This is a genomic window from Motiliproteus sp. MSK22-1, from assembly GCF_001968815.1.
In the GTDB taxonomy this organism is placed as follows: domain Bacteria; phylum Pseudomonadota; class Gammaproteobacteria; order Pseudomonadales; family Balneatricaceae; genus Motiliproteus.
Genome location: NZ_MIEQ01000025.1, coordinates 101,331 through 123,547 on the forward strand (window position 1 = coordinate 101,331; position 22,217 = coordinate 123,547).

The 22,217-nt window shown below is 46.7% G+C and carries 13 protein-coding genes and 6 tRNA genes; all 19 read right to left on the reverse strand.

What is annotated here, in order from left to right; all coding sequences use genetic code 11:
• Positions 1–74 precede the first annotated feature (74 nt).
• Positions 75–1,955 (reverse strand): SurA N-terminal domain-containing protein, encoded by a 1,881-nt coding sequence (locus BGP75_RS05915; RefSeq protein ID WP_076716495.1) that lies wholly within the window; start codon positions 1,953–1,955, stop codon positions 75–77.
• Positions 1,956–2,036: 81 nt separating this feature from the next.
• Positions 2,037–2,112: transfer RNA gene (locus BGP75_RS05920), tRNA-Asn, on the reverse strand.
• 57 nt (positions 2,113–2,169) lie between these two features.
• Positions 2,170–2,442 carry an HU family DNA-binding protein gene (locus BGP75_RS05925; protein WP_076716497.1) on the reverse strand — a complete coding sequence of 91 codons (273 nt, stop codon included), beginning with the start codon at positions 2,440–2,442 and terminating at the stop codon, positions 2,170–2,172.
• A 141-nt stretch (positions 2,443–2,583) separates the two neighbouring features.
• Positions 2,584–4,986, reverse strand: coding sequence for an endopeptidase La (gene lon, locus BGP75_RS05930; protein WP_198939282.1), 2,403 nt, complete (start codon positions 4,984–4,986; stop codon positions 2,584–2,586).
• Positions 4,987–5,205: 219 nt separating this feature from the next.
• Positions 5,206–6,486, reverse strand: coding sequence for an ATP-dependent Clp protease ATP-binding subunit ClpX (gene clpX, locus BGP75_RS05935; protein ID WP_076716503.1), 1,281 nt, complete (start codon positions 6,484–6,486; stop codon positions 5,206–5,208).
• 177 nt (positions 6,487–6,663) lie between these two features.
• Complete coding sequence (gene clpP / locus BGP75_RS05940; RefSeq protein ID WP_076716506.1) at positions 6,664–7,299, reverse strand: ATP-dependent Clp endopeptidase proteolytic subunit ClpP; 636 nt, start codon at positions 7,297–7,299, stop codon at positions 6,664–6,666.
• A gap of 137 nt (positions 7,300–7,436) precedes the next feature.
• Positions 7,437–8,777, reverse strand: coding sequence for a trigger factor (gene tig / locus BGP75_RS05945; protein ID WP_076716508.1), 1,341 nt, complete (start codon positions 8,775–8,777; stop codon positions 7,437–7,439).
• A gap of 210 nt (positions 8,778–8,987) precedes the next feature.
• Positions 8,988–9,063 (reverse strand) — tRNA-His (locus BGP75_RS05950).
• Positions 9,064–9,077: 14 nt separating this feature from the next.
• Positions 9,078–9,162, reverse strand: a tRNA-Leu gene (locus BGP75_RS05955).
• 40 nt (positions 9,163–9,202) lie between these two features.
• A tRNA-His gene (locus tag BGP75_RS05960) sits at positions 9,203–9,278 on the reverse strand.
• An 83-nt stretch (positions 9,279–9,361) separates the two neighbouring features.
• A tRNA-Arg gene (locus BGP75_RS05965) sits at positions 9,362–9,438 on the reverse strand.
• A gap of 41 nt (positions 9,439–9,479) precedes the next feature.
• A tRNA-Pro gene (locus BGP75_RS05970) sits at positions 9,480–9,556 on the reverse strand.
• Between the two features lie 333 nt (positions 9,557–9,889).
• Positions 9,890–11,284: a cysteine--tRNA ligase gene (gene cysS, locus BGP75_RS05975; protein ID WP_076716511.1), complete on the reverse strand. Its 1,395-nt coding sequence runs from the start codon at positions 11,282–11,284 to the stop codon at positions 9,890–9,892.
• Between the two features lie 117 nt (positions 11,285–11,401).
• Entirely contained in the window at positions 11,402–13,144 is a 1,743-nt protein-coding gene (locus BGP75_RS05980) for a glutamine--tRNA ligase/YqeY domain fusion protein (protein WP_083704649.1), read from the reverse strand.
• Between the two features lie 187 nt (positions 13,145–13,331).
• Positions 13,332–15,269, reverse strand: a complete 1,938-nt coding sequence (locus BGP75_RS05985; protein WP_076716514.1) for an EAL domain-containing protein — start codon at positions 15,267–15,269, stop codon at positions 13,332–13,334.
• 80 nt (positions 15,270–15,349) lie between these two features.
• The gene (locus tag BGP75_RS05990; RefSeq protein WP_076716517.1) at positions 15,350–16,654 is read right to left on the reverse strand and encodes a TolC family outer membrane protein; all 1,305 of its coding nucleotides are present in this window, start codon (positions 16,652–16,654) and stop codon (positions 15,350–15,352) included.
• A gap of 79 nt (positions 16,655–16,733) precedes the next feature.
• Positions 16,734–18,152: an HlyD family type I secretion periplasmic adaptor subunit gene (locus BGP75_RS05995; RefSeq protein WP_083704650.1), complete on the reverse strand. Its 1,419-nt coding sequence runs from the start codon at positions 18,150–18,152 to the stop codon at positions 16,734–16,736.
• Positions 18,139–20,340 carry a type I secretion system permease/ATPase gene (locus BGP75_RS06000; protein ID WP_076716522.1) on the reverse strand — a complete coding sequence of 734 codons (2,202 nt, stop codon included), beginning with the start codon at positions 20,338–20,340 and terminating at the stop codon, positions 18,139–18,141. The genes BGP75_RS05995 and BGP75_RS06000 overlap by 14 nt, the downstream gene beginning before the upstream one ends.
• A gap of 144 nt (positions 20,341–20,484) precedes the next feature.
• The coding region (locus BGP75_RS06005; RefSeq protein WP_143820993.1) for an Ig-like domain-containing protein at positions 20,485–22,217 on the reverse strand (1,733 nt) is incomplete at its 5' end.

Here is a 22,217-nt window from a genome sequence, read left to right on the forward strand (position 1 = left end):
TTTATTAATGCATGTATCAGGAAGCTATTCTTCAACTAAAAAAAACAACTTCACAAAGCCCTAAAATCAAACAACTAAAGCTGTTCAATATCAGCTTTAGCCTTCAGGTTTTCAACAAGATCACGATATTCAGTCTGACCAAGCCGGTTCGCCAAAAAGCCTTCCAATCCCTTACGTTGGGTATCGTCCAGCGTATCTTCAGCAGCACCAACTGCTTCCAGCGCCAGCACGGCTGCGCTGCCACTATCAAGAGTGATCACTTTATACGAAATCTCACCCTCAGATGGCTGAGGCATCTTAAACACTTCTGTAATCACCTCTCTTGCTACTGATTCCGCAGCACGCCCCTGAGCCTGGTATTTTTTCCAGCTATAGTCTTCTTCGACTGACTCAAGCCCGGAAGACTTCGCTTTAGCTACCAATTCGGCGGCCTTTGCAGTTACTTTCTCAGTGGCCAACTGACGCTTCAAATCAACTTCAATCTGGTCTTTTACTTCCTCAAACTCCTGAATTCGCGCGGGTTTGTGCTCTTTCAAATGAAGCACCAGAATACGATCCGCGTCCAATTCAATCAACTCACTATTTTCGCCATTATTCAGCACATCCTCAGAAAAAGCGGCGGCTAAAAATCTGGGGGCCTGTTCCAGTGCGGAAGCCCCGCCATCACGACCGAAGAAATCCGTGCTTGTAATATCAAGCCCCAGAACCTCTGATGCTTCCAGTAGATCCGATGCAGAGAAGCGAAGATCATCCAATTCTTCAGACTTGGCCACAAATAATGACTCAGCTTTTTGCAGCCTCTGCTCTCGTGCCAACTGCTCTCTGACCTCATCAAAAGCAGGAGCAGACATTGTTTCAATATTCGTCAGTTTAATCAGATGATAGCCAAAATCAGTTCTTACAGGCTCAGATATCTGTCCTTTTTCCAAGGAAAACAAGGCCTCTTCAAACTCAGGAACCATGACTCCTTTCTCTACAACCCCCAGATTCCCACCTTCGGCAGCAGATCCAGGATCGTCTGAATTTTCTTGGGCCACTTCGGCAAAATCTTTGCCGTCATCAATCTGCTTCATCAACTCCAACGCCAACTTCAGCGCTTCTTCTTCCGTACGCTGATCATCGACCGTAACCAGAATATGCGCAGCTTCACGAGCCTCTTCGCTCTCAAAGGTTTGAACCAGAGTTTCATATTGAGACTGCAACTCGGCTTCATCCACCTCAATAGTCTCGGCAATAATTTGTTTATTTAATTCAACATAATCAACAGAAACTTGTTCTTCTGATTTGAATTGAGCCTTATTGCTATCGTAATAAGCACGAATGGCTTCATCATCAACAATGACGGAGTCAAGAACAGATTCCACATCAATTTCAAGATAACTGAAGTCACGCACCTGCCGGTCCAGACTTGCAACTCGTTCGACCTCACTTGGCAAAACAAAAGCTGACGAAACAATTGCACTTCTACCTTGGCCAACCGTATTTTCCTTACGCAAATAGTCGCGGTACATCATCGGAGTCATACCGACGTTACGCAACATTGCTTCGAACTGGTTTCGGTCAAAACGACCGTCAACCTGGAACTCGCGTGTAGCAAGGATAGCTGCATCCAAATATTGATCAGAGATGATCAACCCTTGCTCCTCGGCAGCCTGCCTTACCACTTCTTCTTCAATCAAATTACCGACCACGGCGCCTCGCAGCAGGTTATCATCAAGGAGACTCGGATCGGCATTCTCTCCCATTTGCGCCATCAACTGGCGACGCTGTAAGTCAATACCTTCCTGTATCTGGCGATCACTGATATCCACCCCGTTTATCGTTACAGGAGCTGCAGGCTGCCCCACCAAACCAATCAAGGAATCCACTCCAAAGAGTGCAAAGGTAATAATAATAAATCCAATGACTATTTTGATAACGATGCTCTGGGTGTTATCCCTGAAACTCTGAAGCATGAAGCCCCCAACTGACGTGTTCTTACAAAGAGAAAATCTTATACAAAAAAAGCGCACTCTTCAGAATACGCTTTTTCAATCTGGCGGAACGGTCGGAATTCGAATCCTCCCCCCCGGCACAACAGGCCGGCATTCTAACCAACTGAACTACCGTTCCTGCATTTCACAATAACAGCACCAACCGCACACCGTAACTATGAAAACTCAGAAATGCTTAGTTAACAGCATCCTTAAGAGCTTTACCCGCTTTAAAACCAGGAACATTTGCTGCTTTGATTTCAATTGGATTGCCAGTCTGAGGGTTACGACCAGTGCGTGCAGCGCGCGCCTTAACTGCAAAAGTACCAAAACCAACAAGCGCAACACTGTCTCCATCTTTAAGAGCACCAGTGATAGCATCCAACGCTGCATCCAAGGCACGACCAGCAGATGCCTTGGATAAATCAGCGGAGGCTGCGATAGCATCAATCAACTCAGATTTATTCACTTATTTCCCCTTCTAATAAAATACTATTTGTTATGTTCTTAAAATTATTACATGCCCAGTAGTACTAGCCCGAGGCATTTTATACCAACTTGCAGAAACGACTGTCAAGCAACCAAATCAACTAAATACGCCGCCCAGAGGCTAATGAGTACTTAATTGACCCTGAACAGGCTTCAGCTCTTTCTCTTCATCCTCGACCTTTTTCTCTTCTTCAAGAGCGAGGGGTTCAGGCTGAAACTGTAAAGCGATTTCAAGAACTTCATCAATCCACTTAACAGGCTTAATTTCCAGTTCTTCCTTGATATTGTCTGGAATTTCTTTTAAATCGCGCTGATTTTCGTCAGGGATAATGACCGTTTTAATTCCTCCCCTACGAGCCGCCAGCAGTTTTTCCTTCAACCCACCAATAGGTAAAACCTGGCCTCGAAGTGTAATTTCACCTGTCATTGCCACATCAGAACGGACAGGAATCTCAGTCAAGGCTGAAACCAGTGCCGTACACATCCCAATCCCCGCACTGGGCCCATCTTTGGGGGTTGCTCCTTCGGGAACATGGATATGAATATCATTACTTTCATGAAAATCACTCTTAATCCCCAGCGTCGCACAGCGACTACGAACCACCGTAAGAGCCGCCTGAATAGATTCCTGCATCACGTCACCAAGAGAACCGGTACGTATCTGACGGCCCTTACCAGGCACGACAGCCGCCTCTATGGTCAACATCTCACCACCGACCTGAGTCCAGGCAAGACCGGTCACCTGACCAACAACATCGTTCTCTTCAGCCATACCAAAGTTAAACTTTCTAACTCCACTATAATGTTCCAGCTTGTCTGATTCGATCAGCACCAGATCCTTGTTAGTTTTATCAAGCGACTTTTCTTTTACGACTCTGCGGAAAATCTTCGCAATCTCGCGCTCCAATCCTCGAACACCAGCTTCACGAGTATAGTATCTGATTAGATCTCTCACGCCAGATTCTTCGATAGCAGCTTCATTTTCTTTAAGGCCATTTGTTTTCAGCTGCTTAGGTATCAGATAACGCTCTGCAATCTTAACTTTTTCATCTTCTGTATACCCGGGAATCCGTATAATTTCCATACGGTCCAACAATGGCCCCGGGATATTCATCGAATTTGAAGTACAGACAAACATGACATCTGAAAGATCGTAATCCACTTCCAGGTAATGATCATTGAACGTATGATTTTGCTCAGGATCCAACACTTCCAACAGTGCCGAGGCAGGATCTCCCCGATGATCCATACCAATCTTATCTATCTCGTCCAGAAGAAACAGCGGATTCTTAACACCAACCTTGGAAATTTTCTGCAACAACTTACCTGGCATGGAACCAATGTAAGTACGACGATGGCCACGAATCTCTGCCTCATCCCGGACACCACCCAGTGCCATCCGTACATATTTGCGGTTTGTTGCTCGAGCAATAGATTGCCCCAGAGAGGTCTTACCAACACCCGGAGGTCCAACCAGACACAGAACAGGGCCTTTCAGTTTACGAACCCGCTGCTGTACGGCCAAATACTCCAGGATTCGCTCTTTAACTTCCTCCAATCCATAATGATCAGCCTCAAGAACCTGTTCAGCTGCGCTCAGGTCGTGCCTGACTTTACTGCGCTTTTTCCAGGGGAGGCTAACCATCCAATCGATATAGCTGCGGACCACCGTTGCCTCAGCTGACATCGGCGACATCATTTTAAGCTTATTAAACTCGTTAAGCGCCTTTTCTTTAGCGTCTTTAGTCATGCCGGCATCTTCTATACGAGTCTTAAGCTGCTCAGTCTCGTTAGGCCCATTCTCATCGAGATCACCGATTTCTTTTTGAATCGCTTTCATCTGCTCGTTGAGATAGTACTCGCGCTGGCTCTTTTCCATCTGTTTCTTGACTCTGCCGCGAATGCGTTTTTCTACATTCACCAGATCAATTTCAGATTCCATAAGCGCCAAAAGATATTCTAACCGCTCGCGAGTTTCGGTTTTTTCCAGAATTTTCTGCTTCTCATCAAGCTTAACCGTAATATGAGCAGCGATGGTATCACCCAACCGAGCAGGATCCTCGATACCAGCCAGAGATGACAATACTTCTGCTGGAATTTTCTTGTTCAATTGAACGTATTGCTCAAACTGAGACAGCACAGTACGAGTGAATACCTCACCATCATCGCCCAGACCGGTTATCTCAAGCTCCGAACACTCTGCCATCCACCCATCATCGTCTTCGACCAAAGACTCGATACGAGCGCGATAAGCACCTTCCACCAGCACTTTCACTGTCCCGTCGGGCAACCGCAACAGCTGCAGGATATTAGCGACGGTTCCTACTTCAAAGATATCTTCCGAGGATGGCTCATCTACCGAAGCATTCTTCTGTGCAACCAGAAGAATTTCCTTACCTTGCTCCATCGCAAACTCAAGAGCCTGAATTGATTTCTCACGGCCAACAAACAGCGGAATAACCATGTGAGGATAGACCACCACATCTCGTAATGGCAGAAGTGGCAACTGAATGGTTTTTTTAATGTCTTGCTCCATGGTGAAACCTCTGTATCTCAACGTCTCTTAATCGCTACTACACTTAACAGCCATTCTGGATCAATATTTCGCACTACCAGCTGAAACTACAAGTGTATTGTCTGAAAGAGAAAGATTGGGGTGGTTTACGCCATTTACAAGGTGGCGTTCGTAAATTAAGTCGCGAAACTAAAAAGGGCCTTAAACAAGGCCCTTTTATTACATTTCCTATTTCTCTGGAGCAGCTTTTGAAGGCTCCGGACGATCATAAATCAACAAAGGCTCTGACTCTTCTCGTATAACCCCCTCATCAACCACAACCTTACTGACATTTTCAAGGGATGGCAGACTGAACATCGTATCGAGAAGCGCAGCTTCAAGAATTGAACGCAAACCTCGCGCCCCTGTTTTACGCTCCATCGCCTTTTTGGCTACGGCGTAAAGAGCCTCTTGACGGAAGTCAACTTCAACCCCTTCCATCTCAAACAACTTAGCATATTGCTTACTGAGCGAGTTTTTCGGTTCCGTCAGTATCTGAACCAGCGCATCTTCATCCAGTTCCGCCAGTGTTGCCACCATTGGCAATCGACCAACAAACTCCGGTATCAAACCGTAGCGCACAAGATCCTCTGCCTCAACATCAAGCAGTGTCTCACCCACACTCTTAACAGTTTCCTTGGAACTGACCGATGCGGAAAAACCGATACTGCTCTTATCTGAGCGATCCTGGATAACTTTTTCCAAACCAGCAAAGGCACCACCACATACAAAGAGGATGTTTGACGTATCCACCTGCAAGAATTCCTGCTGAGGATGCTTACGCCCACCTTGCGGAGGCACGGAGGCAACCGTACCCTCAATCAACTTAAGCAATGCCTGCTGAACCCCTTCGCCGGAGACATCTCGAGTGATAGAGGGGTTGTCCGATTTACGGGATATTTTGTCAATCTCATCAATATAAACAATGCCCATCTGGGCTTTTTCTACATCGTAGTCACACTTCTGAAGCAGCTTCTGGATAATATTCTCAACATCTTCTCCCACATAACCCGCCTCCGTCAGCGTTGTCGCATCGGCTATGGTGAAAGGCACGTTGAGCAACCGGGCCAACGTCTCAGCCAGCAATGTCTTACCACTTCCAGTCGGCCCAATAAGCAAAATATTACTTTTCCCAAGCTCAACATCATCCTGTCGAACCTGATATCTCAGGCGCTTATAGTGATTATATACTGCGACAGACAGGACTTTTTTCGCCCTTTCCTGACCTATAACATATTCATCCAGCGTCAGTTTGACCTCTTGGGGAGTAGGAAGCTTGTCTTCGGATTCCTCCACCCCGGTCTCTTGAACTTCTTCGCTGATAATGTCATTACACAGATCAACACACTCATCGCAAATAAACACAGATGGCCCGGCGATTAGTTTGCGCACCTCATCCTGACTCTTACCACAGAAGGAGCAATAGAGCAGCTTATTATCGCCACCCTTACCGGTTGTTTCGTCGGACATTCGACTTCCTCATCAAGCCATTGAATCAAGCATTAACCAATTAATGCAGATCCTAGCCCTCTATTTCAAGAGGGCACGTCGTTTTTTTTTTGGATCCTTTCTGTCTATTTTAGACGCAAGATTCCAGAATCGCGCACTAAAACAGCAATGCGCGCCATCATTTTTTGAGAACCAGAATTATCGCTTATCTACCACCGAATCGATCAAACCGTAGGACACTGCAGCTTCGGCATCCATAAAGTTGTCTCGCTCGGTATCCTGAGAAATTGTTTCGATATTTTGCCCCGTATGATGAGCAAGCACCCGGTTAAGCTTTTCTCGAATTGTAAGAATTTCTTTTGTATGGATCTCAATATCGGTCGCTTGCCCCTGATAACCACCCAGCGGCTGATGGATCATCATTCTGGAGTGAGGCAGACAATGCCTTTTGCCAGCTGTACCTCCCGCTAACAGCAAGGCTCCCATGCTCGCAGCCTGCCCCAAGCACATAGTGCTGACATCTGGCTTAATAAACTGCATGGTATCGTAAATGGACAGCCCAGCTGTCACAGATCCGCCGGGAGAATTAATATAGAGATGAATATCTTTGTCAGGATTCTCTGACTCAAGAAACAACAGCTGAGCCACAACAAGATTAGCCATATGATCTTCAACCTGGCCAACCAAAAAAATCACCCGCTCTTTCAGCAAGCGAGAATATATATCGTATGAACGCTCACCCCGCGCCGTTTGCTCCACAACCATTGGAACAAGCCCGGACGCTGAAATAAGTTCGCTTTGCCCGTATTTTCCACTTGAAAAGTGCTGGGTCATCTAGTTTCTCCTTCTACCGGTGGCGAAAAAAACGGCAGTAGACGATGAACGCCGACTGCCGCCCTAGCCTCATACGCTAGTATTGGGTATCAAATCTCGCACAATACCAGCGCGTTCACAACTGTGATTGTATTAGCTTACTCGCCTTTTTCTTCTTCGACATTTTCTTCAGCTTCTGGGGCAGCAGGCTTGATAGCCTCCTCATAGCCCACAACCACTTCACTAACCTTAGCTTCTGCAAGCAGTGAGTCAACCACCTGATCTTCCAGCACCAAAGCCTCTATCTGAGATAGCTGCTCCTTGTTGCTATTGTAATAGTCGATAACCTCCTGAGGTTGCTCATAAGTCTGAGCCATCTCAGCGATAGTTTCCTGAACACGCTCTGGATCGGCCTTCAGTTCTTTCGAAGCAATAATTTCTGCAACCAGCAAACCAATAGATACACGCTGCTTTGCCTGCTCCGTGAACAGCTCTGCAGGTAACGCCTTAGGATCCATATCCGCACCGCCACCAAACTGCTGCACAGCCTGCTCGCGAAGCCTGTCAACCTCTCCATCTACCAGAGACTTAGGAACGTCGATGGTATTAACCTTAACCAACTCGTTCAACACTTTCGTTTTCAGCTTGCCTTTCAGAGCCTGCTTAACTTCACGCTCCATGTTTTTGCCGATTTCTGCCTTAAAGTCGTCCAACGTTTCAGCGTTGACACCAAACTTGGCAAACAATTCAGCATTCAGCTCTGGCAACTCAGGACTGGAAACTGAGTTAATCTTGATTTTAAATACTACTTCCTGCCCCGCCAGATGCTCAGCATGGTATTCCTCAGGGAAGCTTAAAGTCAGTTCTTTTTCGTCACCAGCCTTTAAACCAACGATACCATCTTCAAACCCTGGAATCATGGTACTGGAACCCAACACCAGATCATGCCCTTCTGACTTCCCACCTTCGAAAGCCTCACCATCTTTAAAGCCTTCAAAATCGAGATTGACACGGTCACCGTCTTCAGCAGCTTTTTCCACCACATTCCATTCTGCATGCTGCTTTTGCAATACTTCAACCATCTTGGCAATATCTTCTTCTGAAACTTCTGAAGCTTCTTTAACTACTTCAACGCCAGAAAAATCCGCCAGCTCAATTTCAGGGTAAACCTCAAATGTAGCTACGTATTGAAAGTCTTCACCTTCATTGTCATTTTTCGCTTCAATGCTTGGACCCCCAGCAGGCTTTAACTTCTCCTGGGTGAGAGCCTCATAAAAGGTATGCTGAATAACCTCACCTAACACTTCCTCACGCGCACCCTTACCATAACGGCGCTTGATCACCTTAAAAGGTACTTTACCCGGACGAAAACCATCAATACGGGCAGATCTCGCAGTCTGTTTTAAGCGACTATTGACGTCGTCCTCGATGCGCGCGGCAGGTACTGTAATCGTCATTTGACGCTCAAGGGAAGAAGTCGTCTCAACAGAAACTTGCATGAAAATTCCTCACAAAAGAATGTTTGCTTAAGCTTAAATCGATCTAGTCTGAAATTTGAACCTAAGCAAGGCTCTAATAATGTCCAAACTCTATCCGAAACCATTAAAGCCAATAGGGCTAAAATAAAAGACCGGATTTTCTGCCATCGACTGCTCGGAGTCAAGCAAACGATCACCAGACGAGCCCAGGAAACAAAAGTATTCAGAAATTGGGGTGGACGATGGGGCTTGAACCCACGACCGCCGGAATCACAATCCGGAGCTCTACCAACTGAGCTACGCCCACCACAGAGTAAAAGATGGTGCGGACGGAGAGACTCGAACTCTCACACCTTTCGGCACCAGAACCTAAATCTGGCGTGTCTACCAATTCCACCACGTCCGCATAACACCTGCACGATAGATTTATTCGTACAGCTCATTGATGGGGTGGACGATGGGGCTCGAACCCACGACCGCCGGAATCACAATCCGGAGCTCTACCAACTGAGCTACGCCCACCATATCAATGACTTTAAAACAACATCACCACGACCGCTAAAACTACAACATTCAAACAATCACAGCAACCAGCACACCAAAACTGGCGCGCCCTACAGGATTCGAACCTGTGACCTACGGCTTAGAAGGCCGTTGCTCTATCCAGCTGAGCTAAGGGCGCACGAACAATCCCGCATGCCTGATCTCTTATCAAGACCAGAATGGTCGGGGTAGAGAGATTCGAACTCCCGACATCCTGCTCCCAAAGCAGGCGCGCTACCAGACTGCGCTATACCCCGTTCCCTCTATCCCGACAGCCAGTTTCTCAACATCAGCTGCATCGATCAAAGGAGGTGCGAATATTACAGTTGCCATATTTATAGGTCAATACTTTTTCCAATCCTTTGCTTTATCAAGGCAATAATAAGCGTCGCCGCATAGCTGACTGTTCATCGGTGACACCAAAAAGCGCTTGACTTCCCTTCAACAACGATGAACAACCACTTACTCTGACAGACGAGCAAAATGAGGACCGGAAACGGGTGGAATATCAATTCCCCCCTGATCAGCCCCCGCCCAGTGTACGCCCTGCTGCTACCAGCCCCTGCTAACCACGCAAAGCAAAGCTTTGCTCAGCCTTCTCGGCGCCAGGTAGTTCCTTCACGACCATCATCAAGAACAACACCCTGCGCTTTCAACTCATCTCTAATACGGTCAGCATCAGCAAAATTCCGGGCTTTTTTTGCCTCTGCCCGCTGTTGAATCAGCTCCTCAATCTGCTCCTCAACGAGCCCTTCTGCAGCGGAACCGCCACTTTTCAGATAGACTTCCGGGTCTTGCTGCAACAATCCTAACACGGAACCGAGACGTCTTAACTGAGCACCCAATCGACCCGCTTCCTCTCTATCAACCTTAACAGCCCGATTAATTTCTCGCGCCAATTCAAATAAGACAGATACAGCTCCAGCTGTATTAAAGTCATCATCCATTGCCGCATTGAAACGGACATCAAAATCATTGCCAGGCTCAGCTTCAGTAACTTCGGGCAACCCTCGCAACGCATGATAGAATCGGTCAAGCGCCCCTCTCGCTTCCTTCAAGCTGGCTTCAGAATAATCGATCTGACTGCGGTAATGCCCTGATGTCAGAAAATACCTGACCACCTCAGCATCGTACTTGTCGAGTATTTCACGAATCGTAAAAAAATTACCTAAGGACTTGGACATTTTTTCTTTGTTAACACGAACAGCACCCGCATGCATCCATGTATTAACAAACTTAACACCATTGGCAGCCTCTGACTGAGCAATCTCATTCTCATGATGAGGAAATGGTAAATCGGGTCCCCCGCCATGAATATCAAACGTATCCCCCAGGCAGCATTTCGACATTGCAGAGCATTCTATATGCCATCCAGGTCGACCCAGCCCCCAAGGAGATTGCCAACTGACCTCACCCTCTTTCGCAGCTTTCCAAAGCACAAAATCAAAGGGATTTTCTTTAACCTCATTGACTTCAACCCGAGCCCCAGCCTGCATCTCATCAAGATTTCTGTTATTTAACTTCCCATAATCAGCGAACTGCCTGACCCTGTAGTAAACATCTCCATTAGTCGCAGCATAAGCAAACCCTTTCAAAATCAAGGTTTCAACCATTTGAATGATATCACTCATATGAGCCGTTGCCCGCGGCTCCTCTGTTGGAGACAATACCGAGAGCGCCTGTTCATCTTCGTGCATTGCCGCGATAAATCGCTCGGTCAAAGCCTCGCAAGTCTCACCATTTTCATTAGCACGCTTAATTATCTTGTCATCCACGTCGGTGATATTGCGCACATAGTGCACATCGTAACCTACCGAGCGCAAATACCGAGTTATCACATCAAATGCAACCAAAACCCTTGCATGCCCCAAGTGACAATAGTCATACACCGTCATGCCACAAACGTACATACGGATTTTTCCTGGCGATATCGGCTTAAACTCTTCTTTCTCACGGGTTAAGGTGTTGTATATCTGTAAACTCATGGACCTTTTCTTCTCGAAAAAACGATTTCAGTTAAGACCTACGGAACAAGGCATATCCTACCAAGGACTCCAGGCAACTCGACAGTATAGCTGCACAGGGGTGACCTGAGCCTCCGATTAACTCCCTTTGGACCAGGTATCTCTTAAGCCGATAGCTTTATTAAAAACCGGCCCAGATGATGAGTGCTCATACCGATCAGCAACAAAGTAACCCTCTCGCTCAAACTGAAACCGAGACTCTGGCTCGGCCTCTACCAGTCCTGGCTCAACCCAGCAATTATCCAATACCTGCAACGAGTCTTTGTTTAAATACTGCATGAAATCACTTTCCCCCTTATCGGGAGACTCATGATTAAACAGGCGATCGTAGATACGGACAGTTGCCTTTTTACCTTCAGTGGCAGAAACCCAGTGAATAACACCACGAGGCTTAATGCCCTCTGGCGGATTCTCGCCAACGGTCCCAGGCACCAGCGTTGCTATTATTTGAGTAATGTTGCCACCGGAATCTTTTATCACTTCTTCGGCTCGAATAACATATGCACTGCGCAAACGTACATAGTCACCCAACACCAGTCGCTTAAACTTCTTCCTGGATAATGAAGTATCCTCACTGAAGTCAGCTCGATCTATATACAACTCTGCCGTAAAAGGGAGCTGGCGCTGCCCCATATCAGTTTTAGGGTGCGCGGGCGCAACCATGGTTTCTACATCCCCACCAATATACTCAGAAAAATTACTGATAGTTAACTTTACCGGGTCCAGAACACACATCGCACGAGGCGCATTTTTGTCCAGATCCTCACGAATGGAAAACTCCAACTGAGCAATATCAACAACACCGTCTGATTTGGATATCGGCAAACCATTACAGAAATTACGAATTGATTGACTGGTAAATCCACGCCGCCTCATGCCAGAAATGGTCGGCATTCGCGGGTCATCCCAACCGTCGACAACCTTATCATCAACTAATTGCTTTAATTTGCGCTTACTTGTTACGGTGTAATTTACGTTCAAGCGACCAAATTCATACTGCTTTGGCTTGCTTGGAACAGGAAGATGCTCAAGCAACCATTCGTACAAGGGCCGATGGTCGGCAAACTCCAATGTACAAATAGAATGAGTAACACCCTCAATAGCATCTTCCTGCCCGTGAGCAAAATCATAACTGGGATATATACACCACTTATCGCCAGTCTGATGATGAGTCTGCTTACGGATTCGGTAAAGAATAGGATCCCTTAAATTCATATTAGGAGATGCCATGTCAATTTTGGCTCGCAACACCCTCGAGCCTTCGTCAAATTCACCCTCTTTCATCCGTTCAAGCAAATCCATATTCTCGTCGACGGACCGCTGTCGATAGGGGCTGTCCTTACCTGGCTCGGTAGCCCAGCCTCTGTATTCACTTGCCTGCTCTGCGGTCAAATCACAAACATACGCCTTGCCTTCTGCAATAAGGTGCTGCGCCCAGGCATAAAACTGATCGAAATAGTCAGACGCATATTTAACATCGTCAGCCCATTGAAACCCAAGCCATTTCACATCGGCTTTGATGGCATCCACATACGCCTGCTCTTCTTTACTGGGGTTAGTGTCATCAAAACGCAAATTACATTGACCACCAAACTGTTCGGCCAATCCAAAGTTGACACAGATGGCCTTGGCATGACCAATATGCAGATAACCATTCGGCTCCGGAGGAAACCGGGTAACAATACTTTGACATTTTCCGCTTTGCAGATCTTCACTGATTATCTGGCTTATAAAGTTAGATACTTTTGAGCCAGCCCCTGCCGTGTCAGAAGATGATGAATTATGGGGTATCCCGGGTGTAGCTGATTTGTGGTTGCTCATGCCGTTTACTTATTGAAGATGAGTAGTTTTAACGCCACAAGATAAGGCGCTCATGCAAGCCAAGCATTATAGCCCCGTTAGCTAGCGAGAAGGAATGAATTGAATGGAAAGATCTGATTTGCTTTCAGCCGCTCAAGTGAAAAAGCAACATTTATACTGGAAAGCCTGGTAAAAGAGACTACTACGACTATAAAAGATCTGCAGGCGGTTCTATATACCCCTGATAGGCAGATACAGGCAAGCTGCGCAAAGCAGCTAATTGACTGTCGGTTTCCACACGCGCTGCAAAAAGTTCAATATCTTGAATTTTCGCCAATTTTGCCATCGCGGAAACAAAGCTGCTGTCAACCCCGCTACCCTCCAGGTAGGATATATCCAACTTAATATACTTAGGCTGCAACGCGGCTAAATCAGCCAGTTTGTCAAAATAGTGCCCGAACCTGTCAATGCCATAATCGACACCCAGTTTGCGACAATGTGAGAAAAGATCATCAAGAACAGCCGGATGATTCACCGCAGCTTCTTCTGAAACCTCTATCACCAGCTTCAGACTCAGGTGCTGACTCTCAGACAGATATCTTTTCAGCCATACGACAAATTCACTGTCGGACAGCCCGCCATCACTCAGATTTACCATGACAGGAACACCCCGGGGGAGCGGCATTTTAACCAACTGCTGCAAAACATAACGATCCAACAGCGCTCCAAGGTTGAATTGCTCCACAAACGGCATAAATTGGCCCGCACCATAGCGCACTCCTTCCTTCTCTATACCGGTAAACAATTCCAGGTAACGTTGTTCACCATCAGACAACGATATAACCGGCTGAGTCTGAAAGTAAAACCAGTCATGCTCCAGCGCCTGAACAGCGAGCCCCTTCCAACCTTCTCTCCCGAGAACCATCTGCCTGGAGTCAGGCTTATGTATCCGAAAAGAACTGACAGCATCTCTTGAAGCTTGCTGAAGAGCCAGATCCGCTTGAGAAAAAAGCTGCGACGGTGTTGCTTCCGGCTCTCGTATAGCAGCTCCCACTCGACATATCTGACGACTATTCCCAAAAGGATCCACGATTGCAATATCAGCGTTACGGACAATTTTTTCAGCTAAAGCTTCCACCTGCTCGGCGTCCAACCCTGGCAGGATCGCCCCAAACTCCTTCACAGAAACCCTGGATAAAACCGATCCCGGAACCTTGTTAAACTGACTTGCAAGCACCTCCTGCAATGCACAAAGCAACTCATCACGTGCTCGATAACCCTCTTCGATGTATACCTTCTCCAAATAGGGTATACCCAGCAGCATTACAGCCCCCCCTCCCGGCTCGGCTAGCCACTGCTCCATCTGAGCATCAAAAAAAACTCGATTTCCCAACCCGGTAAGATCATCCTGAAAAGCACGACGACGAAGATCGTCGGCTTCATCAGCCTGGGTTTTAAGTAAGGTTTGAAGTCGCTTTGAAATACTATTAAAAGCACTGACCACCCCTCTCAGCTCACCAAGTCCTGGCTGAGACAGCAATGGCGTGGCACTCTGATTCTCCAATTGCTCTGTCTGACGATCCAGCACATCAAGTGGTCTTAATATTCGCTTCAACGAATAAGAAAACCCAATTAGAGCCAGGATAAAGATACTGATATACCAGAACAATTGACCTGACATCTGCTGCCACAGTCGACCATAGAGCGGGGTTGCGTCTCCGGTCACTCTTACAACGGCAAGTTGCTCACCATCTTCAAGCACTCTGCTTTCTTCAAAAGCATCAAACAACCCTAACCCAACAAACCACTCGGGAACATCCTTAGAGCCCATCAGTGTGTTTTCGTTTTGGTGAATCAGACTATTCCGGACAGGGGGCTTGTCTGAGTCTACGAACTCAACCTCAATCTGCAGGTATCCACCACTTTCAAATAGAGTATCAACGATAGCCTGGGTTAGTCGCCTGTCTCCGCTCTTCACTGATGGCAACAAGGATAAATCCAGCAAGACCATTCTATTGAGAACATCGTTTTTCATTCGGTGAGACAGGAACTCGCGGCTAGAGTTAAACTCCAAAGCATAAAAGCCCCCCAGTACTAAACTGAAAAACAACAAAAACAGTAATACAAGCTGCCGGTAGAGTGTCATTTATATACTCATGCTTGAGCGGTGCAAACAAACAGACTGACGCTATTAATAAACCACTGACAAAACATCGATCAAAACTGCTACTGAACAGAGTGATCAATTTCCAATGCGCTTAAAAGCTGCCCAGTCGCATTGAGAACACGGTATTGGGCAAAAATCCAATCTTTTTCAGCATTCAAAAAAGCTTTTTCAGCCTCAAAGAGTTCGTTTTCCGTATCAAGCAAATCCATGAGAGAGCGACGCCCCAGCTCAAACTGCTTTGTGTAAGCCGTTAACGTCTTACGACTCTCTTCAACATGGATATCCAGGTATTTTAATTGATCACTCAACGCTCTGTAGGCATTCCAGGCCAGGTTTAAGCCCTCAACAATTTGACGACTGGCGTTTCGTTGAACATCTTTGGCTTGAGCCTGTTCAGCACTCGCCTGCTGCACACTGTGCTTAATTCGCCCACCTGAATATAAATTGTAGTTAACACGAAACATTGCCGTAAGATCGCTTTCATGAGCCTCACTGCCGTCAAGATCATGATTTGCTGAAGCACCCAACTCAAAACTAACCTGGGGGTAATTAGCACTTTCTTCAAATCGAACCTTTTCGGCCGTTGCTCTGACATCCTCAATGGCAGCTAATATAACGGGATGCTTGCTCAACGCTGTCTCTTCTGCCTGAACCACCCCTTCTGGCAGCTGGGCCGATAGGGTATCAAGGGGCTCTAACTGATGCGGAGTTTCTCCGACAACGCGAAAGAAATTAGCGACTGCATCTTGAATATTATTGTCTGCAGCCACTAAATTACTGTTTGCTCTGGCCAGCCTACCTTCCACCTGAGAAAGGTCAGAGCTGGAACCGATGCCACTTTCTGTCCTCAACTGGATTTGATCTCTGATTTTTTCGTGGGATGCTAGATTTTTCTCCGAAAGCGCCTTAATCTTTTCTGCATTAAGTGATTCCAAGTACACTTCAACAGCGCGCAAAGCCAGGTTCTCCGCCGTATTCTGCAACTGATACTGATCTGCCAGCGCTTCAGCACTCGCCCTTTTTACATCGCTATCAGTTCTGAAACCATCAAAAAGCATCTGTCGAAGATTGACGGAAAGCTCCTGCCGAGTCAGATCTTTACTATGATCCCCGGTCACGCGCGTGGTCGAATTGTCACTGTTTTCGTATCCGTATCCAGCCTGCAAATCGATGCTGGGCAAATTACCGCTACGAGCAACACCTATTGACTCCTGGCGAGCCAATGAACGGTTTAACGCAATCCCGATTTCGGGATTGTTTTTCAGACTACTGACAATACTTTCTTCCAAAGTCTGAGCGGTGACTGCTGCGGGTAACATACTCGCCACGATCACAGGGAGAAGACCTTTTTTCACTGACCGCATTGTCTTATTTCCTTATTTCCACTGTTTTTTATTAACACTACTATTGATTAATGTCTGCATTTGTTAAAACCAGCATTAACTACCGCTCGCGTAAAGCACTTTGTTGAGCCTTCAATATCGGCTTTAATAAATAATCAAGAACTGTTTTCTTGCCGGTAAGAATATCAACGGATGCTAACATACCAGGAATAATAGGAAGAGACTCTTTTCCTTTTCCTAAATGATTTTTATCAGTACGAACCCGAATCAGATAGTACGTGTTACCTTTGTCGTCCTCAATACTATCGGCACTAATATGCTCTAAACGGCCATTTAAACCACCATAAATCGAAAAATCATAGGCACTAAACCGAACAACTGTATTTAATCCTGGCCGAAGAAATGCGATATCCTTGGGTAAAATCTTGGCTTCTACCAACAAATTATCTTCAGCCGGCACAATTTCCATCAGATCCATTCCCGGTTGGACTACGCCTCCTACAGTGTTCACTGATACCTGCTTAACTACGCCATTTACCGGCGACACCACTGTTGTCCGCTCAACTCGATCCCGCAATCCCACCTGCCCTTCTGAAGCCTGGGCCAACTGAGACTCTGCTTCTGCCAACTCCGTTTGAACCTCATTACGATACTGCAAAGCAACATCTCGCCTTTTCGATATCTGCTCTCTGATTTCTGAACTCACCTTGGGGAGTAGCAAGGTAGAACTATCCAGCTCTTGCTTGATACCGTTAACCTCACGCTCCAACTTGATTAGCTCCACCTTTGGAACGACACCTTGCTCAGCAAGCGGCTTAGTCAGCTTGTACTCTTTCAAAGCAAGGTTGTAATTAGTTTTAAGATGCTTAATTCTGGAAAGCAGTTCTACACGCTCTTGCTCTCGCTGCTCAATCTGCCTCTCGATAATCGACAACTGGTTATCGAGATTGCGGAGTTGCTCATCCAGCTGCGCCTGCTCTCGCTTGCGAAGAGCCTGCAAAACCTGCTTTCTATTCCCGTTGTTATCATCTATTTCAAGAGCTGGAAGCGGCAATGGCACAACCTGAATAGATTCCAGCAATCCAGCAGAATCTGCCGATTTCTCTTTAATCAGAATACTCGACAACACCGCTCTTAGCCTGACTATCTTCGCCCCCAGAAAATCAAGCTGCTGGCGACGTTCGCGGAAGTCGGAATTGAATCGGGTATCATCGATTCGCAACAAAGGTTGACCTTTTTTAACTAACTCTCCCTCCGCAACAAATACTTCTTTTACGATTCCACCCTCAAGGTTTTGTACAACCTGTAACTGCTGAGATGGAATGATTCGCCCTTCTCCGACTGTTACCTCATCCAACTCAGCCCAGGACGCCCAAGCCAACGCCGATACCATAAACAGCAGAATAACCCAAAGAAGCAGTCGAGACCGTCGCGGAACCCGCAGCAGGGTCGCAGCCGCTGCGTTATCAATAAACAGCTCCAGATCAGCTTGGGGCAAGCTATTGTTACTTCCTGCCATGAGCAGCATCCCCTGTGAAACGTCCGGCCCGAACCCGCCCTTCTTTCAGCTGTTGAAGAACCAGCTCTTTCGGACCATCTGCAACCAAACGCCCTCTATCAAGAACGATAAGCCGATCAACAGCCTCCAACATGCTGGTTTTATGGGTTATTAATACCAAAGTACGTTTTTTATCAAGAGACTGAAGTTGTTTAAGAAATTCCAGCTCAGCCCTGTTATCCAACTGACTGGAGGGCTCATCCATAACAAGCACAGGAGGCGCCATTAATACAGCCCGAGCAATCGCTACCGCCTGTCTTTGACCACCCGACAGGAACCGCCCACCTTCACCCACTTGCCGTTCTAGTCCTTGCGGATCAACATCGGTGAAAATATTTACGCCCGCAAACTCGACCGCCCTCACAATTGCTTCATCATCAATATAAGGAGCCCCCAACGTTATGTTTTCCCGTATAGAGCCGTAAAACAATTGATTATCCTGAGTGACACAACCAATATTTCTACGCAGATCCGCGGTATGAATCTGCCCTAAACTTATTCCATCAATCCTGACCCCTCCCTGGCATGGCTGATAAAGCCCCAGCAACAACCGGGCAATGGTACTCTTTCCGGCCCCGATACGGCCTATAATCGCCACTTTCTCCCCTGGTTGAATAGAAAAGCTAACATTATTAAGAACTTTTGCATCTTGTTGCGGATAGTTAAAACCGACCTGGTCAAACTCGATTCGTCCCTCCAGCCGAGGTCTGTGAATGTATTTTTGTCCGGAGTTCTGCTCCTCCGGCATAGACATTATCTGCTCCATCAGTCGCATGGATGACTTTGCCTGATTAAAGCGGGTAGCCAATAAAGAAATTTGAGCCATAGGAGAAACAGCTCTCCCACCCAGCATCACTGTAGCAATAATGCCGCCCATTGATAGATCACCGTCAGCCACCAGATAAACGCCAAACACAACTGAAACGACAGTTACCATCTGCTGAGCATAGGAAGCAAGAGAGGCCACAGAGTTAGAGAGCTTTCGAGTCTGAATCTCATGACGGCCAATTTCGCCTACAGACTGCTCCCACTGACTTTGCATACGCCCTTGTGCGCCGGTGATTTTAATGGCCTCCATAGAAGCCAGACTTTCAACCAGCATGGCACTTTTCTGTGCAGCGTGCTGAGCTGTTTTTTCGATGGATCGAGCGAGAGGGCGCTGAATAAAAACGCTGTAAAGTACTAGAACAACCATTGCAACGAGAGGTACCAATACCAAAGGCCCGGCCACAATCCAGATAACAAATAGAATTAACAGCGCAAATGGCATATCAACCACAGCACCGATCGTGGCGGAAGTAATAAAATCCCGTACGTTTTCGAATGATTGCAGATGATTAGCAAAAGCGCCTACAGATAAAGGCCTGGCTTCCAAGCGAATCCCCATCACTCGAGAAAAGATCCTTGCAGATACTTGTAGATCGATTTTCTTTCCTGCAAGGTCAATAAAATAAGACCTTAGCTGGCGCAAAATAAAATCAAACAAAAAAACAATAGCAACGCCTGCTGCAAGCACCCAAAGAGAATCAAATGCCAGATTCGGCACCACTCGATCATAAACATTCATAACAAAGAGCGGTGATGCAACTGCAAAAAGATTAATAAACAACGATGCAAGAATTACATCCAGGTAAACAGGCATTGCCTGCTTTAAACATCCCCAAAACCAATGCCCTTCTTTAGTATCTAAAACTTCCGGCGAACGCTCATCAAATCGATACTGTTTTTTTACATAAAACAAGTTTCCGGTAAATAAAGATTCCAGCTGCTCCAACGATATCCATTCTTCTCCAGCCCCAGCTTCTGGCAATAATATTTTCGCTCGCTCTCTTTTTCGATCCACCTCCATCAGCAAGCAGCAACGCTGCTCTTTCAGAAGCAGCAGGCAAGGAAGTAATTGAACAGGAACCTTGTTAAGGGAATGATGCGCCAGGCGTGCTGAGAGACCGGCTCTTTCAGCGGCTCTCGGGAAGAGACCAATTGTTAGCTGATTGTTTACTAAAGGAAGACCTGAGGTTAAAGAGTCCTCTGACGCCGGGCTACCATAGTGTCGACTCAAAAGCACCAGCGAATCAAGAAGCGGGTCCACAAGCTGATGATGACCGGTTCCTACCTGCCAACTCTTTCTCGACGTATCTGGTGAATTCATCCGCCTGAGTGCACCTATTCAATTCTCCTAAGCTATTTGATCAAATTGCCATCCATGACTCCTGCTCGGCAAATGCCAATGTTAAATCCTTTAAATAAAAAAGGGTCCGTAATTTTACGGACCCTTTTTGAAGTTCCGAATTTATTATTCGGTGATTAGTTTATTACTTTCTACAAGATTAGCCAGTATTAGCGAACTATTTTCAGTTCCATATACGTCTTGAAGATTAACACCATCCAAAATCACGGTTTGAGATGGCGCACTACCATCTCCCAACGGAACAACATCAATGGAGGTATCTCCCTCGTCATTGACACCAACACTAAGATAGTCATCCAGGGAATCGGCTGTAGCCCCCTGCAATAAATCACTCAGATCCAGCGAATCCTCAACCAGATCAAAATTCTGCACGGTATCGATTCCAGAATCGCCATCCCTCCAGATAAACGTATCAGCACCATCCCCCCCTGTCAGAATATCATCCGCTGCCGATGAATAATGATCGGATTCCAACCGATTCCCCTGAGCGCTATTAGAAGAACCAATAACCGTAATTGTTACAGTAGCTGTATCCAAGCCTCCATTCCCATCGCTAATAGTATAATCAAATGTGTCTGTAGCGATCTCCCCGACAGCTAAGGAGTCAAAGGCATTGCCAGGATCATATTCAAAAGTTCCGTCAGCATTCACGGTAACAGCTCCGCTGGTTCCTGAATCATTCACGCTTAGAACACTAATCGCATCAAGATCACTGTCACTGTCGTTAGCCAACAAGCCATTGCCAGCTACATTAACACTCAGTACCTGACCTTCATTAGTCATATAGTCAGAATTTGCTTCCGCCGGACCAGAACCTTCAAGGCCGGTCAAATAATACTCTGAGTTGTCGTTATAACCATCGCCCCTGAGAGCGCCATCATCAACTGCGACAAAAGCAACACTATTAAACACCCGCCCGCCAGCGCTGATACTGCCTGTCCCCGCATGGCCAGAGTTAACAGAAAACTGACCGGACGCTACTTCGGTACCGTTATAATAGGCAATCCATCCGCCCGCCTCGTCGTTTGAGCCACCAGCACCGTCTGTTTCGTTAGCATATAAATTAGAGAACGCAAAGGTAGCGCTGGTAAGATTGCCATTTAACTGAACAACAAGAGACTCTGAAGTCCCGGTATCTTCCACAAATTCGATCTGTTTCGATACCGGCACTGATGTTCGCTGACTTCCAGAAACTCCCTTTGCGTTAGTAAAACCATTACCAGCCCGATAAGTACCGACTGTTGCAGCATTTCCATTTGCATCAAACGCACTTAATGACGCATCACTCCATGAGGAATCGCTGGCAAACTGCCCCAACTGGACTGAATAAGGTGCAGAGCCTGGGTCGTCATTGGCATCAGGGGCCGCATTTTGTCTATCAACAGTCATGGTGACTGTGGCTGTTGATTGCTGACCATCAGCATCTTCGATGGTGTAGGTAAACGTATCAGTACCGTTAAAATTAGCCGCCGGGGTGTAATCAAAGGTGCCGTCATTATTGTAACTGACCGTACCACCGTTGGTACTGCTGTTGTCGTAGGTAACAACCGTTGTCGGCGTGTCACCCAGGTCATCATTGCTGAGCACATTACCGGTGGTCACCGGCGTGTCTTCCTGGGTGCTGTAGCTGTCAGCAACTGCCGACGGATCATCATTTCCCTCGCTGACAGTCATGGTAACGGTGGCTGTTGATTGCTGACCATCAGCATCTTCGATGGTGTAGGTAAACGTATCAGTACCGTTAAAATTAGCCGCCGGGGTGTAATCAAAGGTGCCGTCATTATTGTAACTGACCGTACCACCGTTGGTACTGCTGTTGTCGTAGGTAACAACCGTTG